Annotated in this window: 9 protein-coding genes; 6 read left to right on the top strand and 3 right to left on the bottom strand. The window is 35.3% G+C overall.

Features of this window, described 5'->3' with window-relative positions:
* Positions 1-212: 212 nt before the first annotated feature.
* Positions 213-413, bottom strand: coding sequence for a YlaI family protein (locus J0N78_RS23435; protein WP_209125513.1), 201 nt, complete (start codon positions 411-413; stop codon positions 213-215).
* Between the two features lie 231 nt (positions 414-644).
* On the opposite strand from J0N78_RS23435, the gene J0N78_RS23430 reads away from it, so the two are divergent.
* Together J0N78_RS23430 and J0N78_RS23425 are read left to right on the top strand one after the other, a co-directional pair.
* Entirely contained in the window at positions 645-1100 is a 456-nt protein-coding gene (locus J0N78_RS23430; RefSeq protein WP_209125512.1) for a pyridoxamine 5'-phosphate oxidase family protein, read from the top strand.
* Positions 1101-1468: 368 nt separating this feature from the next.
* Positions 1469-2797 (top strand): PhoH family protein, encoded by a 1329-nt coding sequence (locus tag J0N78_RS23425; RefSeq protein ID WP_209125511.1) that lies wholly within the window; start codon positions 1469-1471, stop codon positions 2795-2797.
* Positions 2798-2834: 37 nt separating this feature from the next.
* Here J0N78_RS23425 and J0N78_RS23420 read toward each other — a convergent pair whose 3' ends face one another.
* Positions 2835-3338, bottom strand: coding sequence for a peptidyl-prolyl cis-trans isomerase (locus J0N78_RS23420; protein ID WP_209125510.1), 504 nt, complete (start codon positions 3336-3338; stop codon positions 2835-2837).
* An 87-nt stretch (positions 3339-3425) separates the two neighbouring features.
* On the opposite strand from J0N78_RS23420, the gene glsA reads away from it, so the two are divergent.
* From glsA to J0N78_RS23400, 4 genes are all read left to right on the top strand, one after another.
* Complete coding sequence (gene glsA / locus J0N78_RS23415; protein ID WP_209125509.1) at positions 3426-4355, top strand: glutaminase A; 930 nt, start codon at positions 3426-3428, stop codon at positions 4353-4355.
* Positions 4356-4493: 138 nt separating this feature from the next.
* Positions 4494-4766: an Fpa/YlaN family protein gene (locus J0N78_RS23410; RefSeq protein ID WP_209125508.1), complete on the top strand. Its 273-nt coding sequence runs from the start codon at positions 4494-4496 to the stop codon at positions 4764-4766.
* 337 nt (positions 4767-5103) lie between these two features.
* Positions 5104-8556 carry a pyruvate carboxylase gene (gene pyc / locus J0N78_RS23405; RefSeq protein ID WP_209125507.1) on the top strand — a complete coding sequence of 1151 codons (3453 nt, stop codon included), beginning with the start codon at positions 5104-5106 and terminating at the stop codon, positions 8554-8556.
* A gap of 205 nt (positions 8557-8761) precedes the next feature.
* Positions 8762-9958 (top strand): GNAT family N-acetyltransferase, encoded by a 1197-nt coding sequence (locus tag J0N78_RS23400; protein WP_209125506.1) that lies wholly within the window; start codon positions 8762-8764, stop codon positions 9956-9958.
* Between the two features lie 97 nt (positions 9959-10055).
* On the opposite strand, the gene J0N78_RS23395 is transcribed toward J0N78_RS23400, so the two are convergent.
* A complete protein-coding gene (locus J0N78_RS23395) occupies positions 10056-10949 on the bottom strand; it encodes a COX15/CtaA family protein (RefSeq protein WP_209125505.1) in 894 nt (297 codons plus the stop codon).
* Positions 10950-11135 lie beyond the last annotated feature (186 nt).

The raw sequence follows: 11135 nt of genomic DNA, 5'->3' as shown, positions 1-11135 counted from the left end.
ACTCCATGTAAAGTTTAAGTGGAGAAAAATTAAGTAGCTTTTCTCCTATTAAGGTTGCCCAGATTTAGCTGAAATTAAAAAAATGGGGTACGTATTTGACAGTTTCGTTCATATCAGTCAACATCGGTTCACTACCGTTCACCGTGTATCCTTTATCTCATGCGGAGGGCTCCAGTCCATACGGCGCTGAGCAGGCGCTTCCACTTTTCTTATTACCAGTCGTTTTCGGTTTTTTTGGGACGATATAATCTAAAGTTCCCGGAAGCTCTTCTTGCTTCTGTTCGTTCTGAAATGCGTTCATTACATTCATCACACATAAATGTATGAATTGGACGATTTCGTAGTCGTTTAGCTAATGGACTATAATCCTCGATTTTGTCAATCTTATCACAAATTACGCATTTAACTCTCACTTTAATCACCTCACACATGACGTAGATAAATGCCTATCTTAACCGTTCTAGGATATCATTAAAATTAAGAAAATAAAAAGGAATTCAATTCATAGACCTTTAACTATTTACTTTCTCTTATTTTAACGGCAAATCTTGAAAAAATAAACGAAAATAAGAGGCATATAAGTTTTAACGTCACTAAAAAATAGGTATAGTATAGGTGTAATAACAAAAGTGGAGGGATTTTATATGGGAAACCAAGTAGAGCCAACATTAACGGAAGAATTATTACCACTATTACAGTCTGAACGCTTTGTTACTATCGCTACAGTCGATCATGAAACGGGAACGCCTAATGTAAATGCAATTTCATGGGTTTTTGCACCTTCTGAAGAGAAAGTTCGCTTTGCAGTAGATAATCGTTCTAGGATCATTGAAAATATAAACAAACATAGTGGTGTCACATTAAATTTAATTGGGAATGGTTCTACATACTCTATTGTAGGGGATGCAGCTGTAATTAAGGAAAAAATGGATAATGTACCATTGAAGTTAGCATTAGTTGAAATTAGTATTAAAGAAGTTCGTGATGTCATGTTTTATGGCTCTCGTATTTCTGTAGAACCAAAGTATGAAAAAACGTATGACGCAAATGCTGCAGCTAAATTAGACAATCAAGTAATGGAATCAATGAAACAAGCCTAGTCTTTTGACTAGGCTTATTTTTGTAAAGGCTTTATTAAACTTAGTCATGAAAAAAATGAAAAATAACAGAGGAAAATGACATTAATAAATAGAAATTGTAATTAACCTATTAAATTACACTCAAGACTGAGAATGAAAAAATCTTGTCTTGAATGAAGTTTTACTTTATTCAAAGTCATATTCTTAATAAAGAATACACATGTCTAATAAAATTAAGGATTGGTGACTGAATTTTCTTCTATCTTGGGCCCGAATATCATACATCTATACTATAAGCCATGTTAGCTTAGATAACGGATTTGTTCTTTTGTGCATAGAATGATTATAAGCAATGTTGACAAATGAACTTTAGTCAGGAGGCGCAAATATTGAATAAAGTTTACGTCTTGGATACGAATGTATTACTACAAGATCCTCATGCAATCTATGCTTTCGAAGATAATGAAGTGGTCATTCCAGCAGTGGTGTTAGAGGAAGTAGACTCAAAAAAGCGTTACATGGATGAAATTGGCCGTAATGCTAGGCAATTCTCTAAAATGATGGACAGCCTAAGAGGAAAAGGAAAGTTGCATGAAGGAGTCAAGATTGAAACAGGTGGTAAAGTACGAGTTGAGCTAAATCATCGCTCATTTCAAAAATTAAAAGACTCATTTGCAGAAATGACAAATGATAACCGTATTATTGCTGTTGCTCTTAATTTAATGATTGAAGAACATGAAAAAGAATATGGTAAAGAAGTCATACTAGTAAGTAAAGATGCATTAGTTCGTGTAAAAGCAGATGCGCTAAAAATTCCAGCAGAAGACTATTTGAGTGATCGTGTCATTCAGTTTAATGATGTATACCCAGGCTATGTTGAAGTGTATGTTGATAAAGAAGTCGTTAATCAATTTTTTATTGATAATGAGATCGCGATTTCGGAATTAGCGAAGCACCCCTTTTATCCTCACCAATTTATTATTATGAAAGATGCGCTCGGAGGTTCCAGTTCAGCGATTGGAAAAGTTGAACCGGATGGAAAAAAAGTAAAACCATTTCAAGTTGACCCTGATCAAGTATGGGGTATAAAGGCAAGAAACGTACAACAGAAAATGGCTCTTGAGCTCCTTCTAAGACAAGATATCCCCCTTATAACGTTAATTGGCAAAGCTGGTACAGGAAAAACGTTATTATCTCTTGCTGCTGGATTACTTCAAACAGAAGATCTAGGCTTGTATAAGAAATTATTAGTGGCGAGACCTGTGATCCCAGTTGGAAAAGACATTGGGTTCCTCCCTGGAGAAAAGGAAGAAAAACTCAGGCCGTGGATGCAGCCGATATATGATAATTTAGAATACCTTTTTAATACGAAAAAGCCAGGGGAATTAGATCGTATTTTAGCAGGGATGGGTTCTATTCAAGTGGAAGCATTAACGTATATCCGAGGAAGAAGTATACCTGATCAATTTATTATTATTGATGAGGCACAAAACCTGACTAAACACGAAGTAAAAACCATTTTAACTCGAGTAGGGGAAAGAAGTAAAATTGTGCTGATGGGAGATCCAAAGCAGATTGATCACCCGTATTTAGATGAATATAATAATGGCTTAACCTATGTGGTTGAAAAGTTTAAAGATCAAACGGTTAGTGGCCATATAAAACTAGAAAAAGGCGAACGTTCAGGGTTAGCACAGCTTGCTGCTGATTTACTCTAAGTAAATGTAGTTAAGGTAAGGCTGACAAGTGTCAGCCTTATTTCATTGTAAATTGTTTAATATTTTTAATTGGATTTTCTTGATTTGAGCCATCCCCAAACAGGATGTGAACGGGACCATCTTCTTTTAATGGCTTACCAATATGTGAAAATTTTAAAATAAATTGTTTGACTATTTCAAGTGAATAAACTTCCTGTTTGCCATCGTGAGTCTCCACAATTACTTCTGAGACATGATCTTGAGGCTTAGCGTTATTTATAAAAGGTAAAAAGGGCATTCCAAAAGTGCCATTCTCAAGCTCTTGGCGCTTATATTTTATGGTATTATTATTTGTTTGTTTTGGTGGCTCTGAACCTTCTGTAATTTCTTTATCCCACTGTTTTGAGATGGCTTTTGTATATTTTACAAGTTCATCTTCTTCATCTCTAGGTAAATCAAAATATGTATTTAAGTCGACCTTTCTTTCATCAAAAATCCAAACCGATGGGTCAATGGTTAAAGGATGATCAACTTTTCCACCAATAAATACTACAAATTCCATAGGTATCCTCCTTGTGCTTTTGACTATCCTAAGTATAAAGGCATAGCTCGAGTTTGTCACACCGTAATCGATAAAAGGAGTGAACTTATGATTTGCTATAAACAAGAGCATTTAATAAAAATGGTAGAAGAGGCCAAAGTTTTAACAAAAAAAGGGAAGGTGGCAAAATACATACCTGCTTTAGGTGAAGCAGATCCGTCTACTTTAGCTGTAGCTATATATACAGGTGAACAAGATTGTATGTATGCAGGAAATATTGACGAGGTTTTTACATTACAAAGTATTTCAAAAGTGTTAACTTTAGCTTTAGCACTTATGGACAGAGGATCAGATTATGTTTTTCAAAGAGTAGGAATGGAGCCGACAGGAGATCCTTTTAATTCTATTTCGAAGTTAGAAACGAGTATACCTTCGAAACCTTTAAATCCGATGATCAATGCAGGAGCATTAGCAGTGACTGACATGCTAGTAGGAAATACGCTTAAAGATAAGCTAGAAAGAGTACTAAATTTTATTCGAAAGTTAACTGGTAATAAAAATATTTCATATAATCCTGTTGTAGCTCAATCAGAATTTGAAACCGCTGATTTAAATCGATCATTATGCTACTTTATGAGGCAACATGGTATAATTGAGTCAAATATTGAACAATTGATAGATCTCTATACAAAGCATTGTGCTATTGAAATGAACTGTAATGATCTAGCGAAATTAGGTTATGTCATTGGAAATGAAGGGAGAGGTCCGAATGCAAATGAAAATATTATTCCGTTAGAAGTAGCAAGAATTGTAAAGACGTTTATGGTTACTTGTGGGATGTATAATGCTTCAGGAGAATTTGCGATTAATGTAGGGATTCCATCGAAAAGTGGGGTGTCAGGGGGAATCCTTGGGTCAGTGCCACATGGAGTAGGTATAGGAATATATGGCCCAGCACTTGATGATAAAGGAAATAGTATTGGTGGATTAAGATTATTAGAACTTTTATCTAAACAATATAATTTAAGTATTTTTTAATTATAAGTAATTTACTGCCCATTCATCTATTAAAAACATTGCAATTTTATTCAATAGAATATACTATTAGAGTTAAGACTATTTACTTACACAAAAAGTGATTTTAGAGTTTTATGTTTAAAGGAGGGATCACGTTCTATGAAGACGATGACAGGACATAGCGAGAAAGCATATGCCCTTCTTAAATCGGATGCAGAAAAAATCCAAAAACTCATAGAAGTACAGATGGAGAATTTAACAATGCCTCAATGTCCTCTTTATGAGGAAGTTTTAGATACACAAATGTTTGGACTTTCAAGAGAAATTGATTTTGCAACCCGATTAGAGTTAATTGATGAAGAAACAGGGAAGCAGATACTATCTGATTTAGAACGGCGGCTTGCTGCATTACATGAAACGACAATTGAGTAATATACTAAGGCTGATTCTTTAACATAGAGTCGGCCTATTTTTTATATCAATTGTGTGTGAAAATTAAATTGGAGAGATTTAGTTTATTTTATACATAGATGCAGACCCTAAAAATTGTTAAGATAAAACAGTGTTTACATAGAAGTATATGATACAATAGTAGAAATGTTTGAAAAGTAAGAAAGCAAGAATTATACTGAAAATAGCTATTATCATCTGGTTATCGGATGATTAAAATAGATAGAAGATGGGATATATTCTTCTTGCTTTATAATGAAAACCTTTTTAAAATAGTAAAAACAAAACAGAATTTTCTTTCACTTTTAAGGGGGCTTATATGAACAGTTTAAAGAACATTAAAAAGGTACTAGTAGCAAATCGTGGAGAGATTGCAATCCGTATTTTTCGAGCGTGTACTGAATTACATATTCGTACAGTTGCAATTTATTCAAAAGAGGATACAGGAGCCTATCATCGCTATAAAGCAGATGAAGCGTACCTTGTAGGTGAAGGTAAAAAGCCGATAGACGCCTACCTGGATATTGAAGGGATTATCGAAATTGCTAAACGCAATGGAGTAGATGCAATTCACCCAGGCTACGGTTTCTTGTCTGAAAATATCGAATTCGCTAAACGTTGTGAAGAAGAAGGGATTATTTTCATCGGGCCAAAACAAGAACACCTAATGATGTTTGGAGATAAAGTACAGGCTCGTAAGCAAGCGATTTTAGCGAATATCCCGGTTATTCCTGGTAGTGATGGACCTGTCTCTAGTGTTGAAGATGTGATGGATTTTGCTAGTCAGCATGGTTATCCTTTTATCATAAAAGCCGCATTAGGTGGTGGAGGTCGCGGAATGCGCATCGTCCGCAGTGAAAGTGAATTAAAAGAGGCTTATGATCGAGCAAAATCAGAAGCTAAATCTGCATTTGGTAATGATCAAGTTTATGTAGAAAAGTTTGTAGAAAACCCGAAACACATTGAGGTGCAAATTCTTGCCGACAAGCATGGTAATATTGTTCATCTCTATGAGCGTGATTGTTCTGTTCAACGCCGGCATCAAAAAGTAGTAGAGGTTGCTCCAAGTGTTTCTTTAAGTAATGAGTTACGTGAAGAAATATGTGATGCGGCTGTTCAGCTTACGAAAAACGTAAATTATGTAAACGCTGGAACTGTAGAATTTCTTGTAAGTGAAAATGGAGATTTTTATTTTATTGAAGTTAATCCACGAGTACAAGTTGAGCATACGATTACTGAAATGGTTACAGGAATTGATATTGTTCAATCGCAGATTTTTATTGCGGACGGTGAACAACTACATGGTCCTATTGTTGGTATTCCAACCCAAGATCAAATCGTTTGTAATGGCTATGCGATTCAATCTCGTGTGACAACGGAAGATCCAAGCAATAATTTTATGCCTGATACTGGACGCATTAATGCTTACCGTTCAGGTGGTGGGTTCGGAGTACGTTTAGATGCAGGAAATGGTTTCCAAGGTGCAGTAATAACACCGTACTATGATTCTTTACTCGTAAAAGTTTCTACGTGGGCGCTTACATTTGAACAAGCTGCTGCTAAGATGCTAAGAAACCTTAGAGAGTTCCGAATCCGTGGAATCATTACAAATATTCCATTCCTAGAAAATGTCGTTCAACATGAAAAGTTTATTTCAGGAGAATATAATACTTCTTTTATTGACTCAACTCCTGAATTATTTATTTTCCCAGTCAGAAAAGACCGTGGTACGAAAATGTTAACGTTTATTGGGGAGACAATTGTCAATGGATATCCTGGCTTAGAAAAGCAAAAGAAACCAGTGTTTGATAAACCTGTTATACCAAGTGTTAAGTACACGGAGCCTATACCAGATGGAACGAAACAAATATTAGAAGAACGTGGAGCTGAAGGACTCGCTAAATGGGTTAAGGAGCAAAAAGAGGTACTTCTTACGGATACAACGTTCCGAGACGCACACCAATCATTACTTGCTACACGTGTTAGAACACATGACTTGAAAAAAATTGCGGAGCCGACGGCACGATTATTACCTAACTTATTTTCAGCAGAAATGTGGGGCGGTGCAACATTTGATGTAGCGATGCGATTTTTACACGAAGATCCATGGGAACGATTATTGACATTAAGAAAGCAAATGCCTAATGTTTTATTCCAAATGCTCCTTCGTGCTTCAAATGCAGTAGGCTATACAAATTATCCAGATAATTTAATACGGGAGTTTGTCGATAAATCCGCAAGTGCAGGTATTGATGTTTTCCGTATTTTTGATAGCTTGAACTGGGTAGAAGGAATGAAGTTAACGATCGAAGCCGTTAGAGATTCAGGTAAAATTGCTGAAGCGTCGATGTGTTATACAGGGGATATTTTAGATACAACTAGAAATAAGTATGATTTAGCATACTACACAAACTTGGCAAAAGAACTTGAACAATCTGGTGCTCATATTTTAGGTATTAAAGATATGGCTGGCTTGTTAAAACCAGAAGCAGCTTATCAGCTCATTTCAACACTTAAGGAAACAATCGATATCCCTATCCATCTTCATACGCACGATACAAGTGGAAATGGCTTATTCATGTATTCACGTGCGATTGAAGCAGGTGTTGATATCGTAGACGTTGCTATTAGTTCTATGGCTGGATTAACGTCACAACCGAGTGCAAATAGTTTATACTATGCCCTATCTGGTTCAGAACGCCAACCAGATGTTAATATTGATGCATTAGAAAAACTAAGTGAGTTCTGGGAAGGTACTAGAAAATACTATAATGGTTTTGAAAGTGGTATGAATGCACCACACACAGAGGTGTACGAGCATGAAATGCCAGGAGGTCAGTATAGTAATCTCCAACAACAAGCGAAGGCAGTTGGCTTAAAAAACCGTTGGAATGAAGTAAAGAAAATGTACCGCACCGTAAACGACATGTTTGGTGATGTTGTTAAAGTAACACCATCATCTAAAGTTGTCGGTGATATGGCTCTTTATATGGTCCAAAATAACTTAACAGAAGAAGATGTATACGAGCGTGGAACTTCACTAGATTTTCCAGATTCGGTCGTAGAGTTTTTCCAAGGACAGCTAGGTCAACCTTATCAAGGCTTCCCTAAGAAACTTCAAGATATTGTTTTGAAAGGGAAAGAACCGCTAAGTTGTCGACCTGGAGAATTAATGGATCCAGTAGATTTTTCACAGCTAAAAGAAACACTTTTTAATGAAATAGGGCGTCAAGTAACAGACTTTGATATTATCTCATATGCATTGTACCCTAAGGTGTTTATGGAATATGAGCGGTTCAGCCAACAGTTCGGAGATGTATCTGTTTTAGACACACCTACATTTTTCTATGGACTAAGACTGGGCGAAGAAATTGAAGTGGAAATTGAACAGGGTAAAACATTAATTGTAAAACTCGTTTCGATTTCTAAACCACAAGACGATGGAACACGTATTGTATACTTTGAATTAAATGGACAACCTCGTGAAGTCTTGATTAAAGATCAAGATGTTAAAACTTCTGTTGTCGTTCGTCCAAAGGTTGAAAAAGGAAATCCTAACCAAATTGGAGCTTCTATGCCAGGTACAGTCGTTAAAACATTAGTTACAAAAGGTGACAAAGTGAAAAAAGGTGATCATCTTATGATCACAGAAGCTATGAAGATGGAAACAACAGTTCAAGCACCATTTGACGGTGAAGTTGTTGATGTGTATGTCAGAAATGGTGAAGCCATTCAAACAGCGGATTTACTGATTGAATTATCGAAGTTGTAAATAATAGGATAGAAGCTGACTCAAGTGTATGTAGAATAGTGAAGAATAGATGTAACAATGATCGTTGCTCTATAATGATTGAAATCACTAGTCAGACACTTTGAGTCAGCTTTTATTATTGTAAGGGAGCCTTTATCCTTTTCCGATAATTGATCATTATATTCATAACTAAATAAGAATTCGCTTTTTTAGGAGGAGGGAGATCTTGGAATTTAGAAAATTAACCAACTCTGATATGGAGGATAGTATAAAGTTATCTCAATTTGCTTTTCAATATACATTGAATGACGAAGAACGTCTCCATCGCTTAAACGTAATGCGACCAGAGGATTCAATAGGTGTTTACTCTGATGGTGAACTTTTAGCAAAATTGACTACACTTCCATTTTTAGTACAGATTAATGATGTTGACTTCAAAATGGGGGGCGTATCAGGTGTAGCTACGTATCCTGAATACCGACGTAATGGGTTGGTGAAAAAGCTATTACAACTAGAGTTGAAAGAAATGAAAGATAAAGAACAATCTTTATCATATTTATATCCTTTTTCAGTTCCCTTTTATCGGAAATATGGGTGGGAACTAATCGTTGATTATCAAAAGTTAACATTAACTAGAGAACAATTACCACGCTTTCAACATGTTAATGGAAGTATCAAGAAGATCACAGAAGATTCCATTGGAACATTAAATGATATATATACGAAATATGCTAGAAATTATAATGGGATGCTCAAACGAGATGAAAACTGGTGGAGGGATTGGGTACTTTATAGAAAAAAAGGTAGAATGGTCGTTTACTATACTGAAAACAGTGAGCCTAAAGGATATATTATTTATGAAGCTAAGGAGCGGAAAATGACGGTTAAAGAGTTTATAGCTCTTGATGATGAAAGTCGTAAGGGGATTTGGAACTTTATTTCAAATCATGACTCAATGGCAGACGAGTATGTTATTGAGCAGTTTCCTTTAAACGAACCGTATCCTTATTGGTTACCAGATCCAAAAATAAAGAAAGAAGTAATACCATACTTTATGGCTAGAATTGTTGATGTTGAACAATTTTTAAATTTATATCCATTTCAAAATGAAGAAGACTTTACACTATTCCTTCACATTTCGGATGATTTTGCTATTTGGAATGCAGCGACGTTCCAGCTTACGGCCATGAAACCAGATAAAGTAATGGTTAGGAAATACCCAACGAAAAATAAAGGGACATGTCAATATGAACCTAAACGAGGGATAAGTTGTGATATAAAAGATTTAACCACAATGTTGTTGAATTATCAAAGTCCAACACAACTATTAAAAATACAAAGAATTAAAGGCTCACGAGAAGAAATAGAACTATTAGAACGTATCATAGTAAAAAAGCCAACAGCGTTTATTGACTTTTTTTAAATAAAATTACATTGAAAAAGGAAAGAACGGGGCTAGAAGTCACCCCATTCTTTCCTTTTTAGCGATGATGTTAGCTAGTGACATTTTTCTTTTCTGTTTAATATTTAATTCTAGTTAATATCATTGTTAAATAGCATAAAGTGGTGAACAATAAGGAAATAATTAGAGCATGTAGCATTGCTGTGAATAATGTTGCTGCAGTAAATACAACTGCAATCCCACTAATTAATTGACCTGAAACAAATAATAATGCTAGTCCAGTTCCCCAGATAATTGTAGGCTCATGACGGTAATGTCGTATTGCCCAAATAAACATGCCAACTATAACAAAGAATAATGCTATACCTACGAGTCGATGAAAATAATGTGAACCAGTAGGACCGGCAAAACCAGGAAAAATTTGGCCATTACATAATGGGAAGCCTGCACAAGCCAAAGTAGCTTGTGTGTGTTTGACATATGCACCGGTATAAATAACTAAATAACAATAGATAATGGCAAAAAACACATAATTTCTAAAGCCTTTTGACACATTAGGTACAGGTACTTTAACTTTTCCATCTTCAAAAGCTAACACAGTTAATAATACAACTGTTGCTAATGAGATAGCAGAAATACCGAAGTGTAAAGCTAATATCGCTTTAGATTGACCAAATACAACGGCCCCAGCGCCTAGTAAACCTTGAAAGATAATAAAAAATACTGCCATAATTGATAAAAACTTAGTTTCTCTCATATGGGAAAGCTTTTTCCAAGCCCATATTGCAAAAATAATGATAAATAGACCCATCAATCCAGAGACGATCCGGTGACTGTATTCAATAATCGTTTCTATCTGTGGTGATGTAGGGATGAATTCACCAAAACAAAGTGGCCATGTTGCTCCACAGCCTTCACCAGAACCTGTTTTTGTAACTAGTGCACCTTGCATCAGAACAATTAACATCCCTATTGATGTAATCACACCAAATAATTTTAAAAACCTATGCAATTTGTTCACCTTCTTTTCAATTTGAGATAGATGTATTAAACTAAATGAGGCTAATATTGATCTTAAAAAAAAAGAACGGCATAGTCAATTTTTGAAGGATGAACTTTTTATGTACTCATAAAAATGTGAAGATAGTGTGAAACTTTGGATTTTGATGAAACAAAGTAGATTTTAAGATATAATGTT

Source organism: Alkalihalobacillus sp. BA299 (genome assembly GCF_017745675.1).
Lineage (GTDB): Bacteria > Bacillota > Bacilli > Bacillales > Bacillaceae_F > Alkalihalobacterium.
The sequence above is the reverse complement of the archived record's forward strand: the minus strand, read 5'-3'. Positions and strand labels throughout refer to the sequence as shown.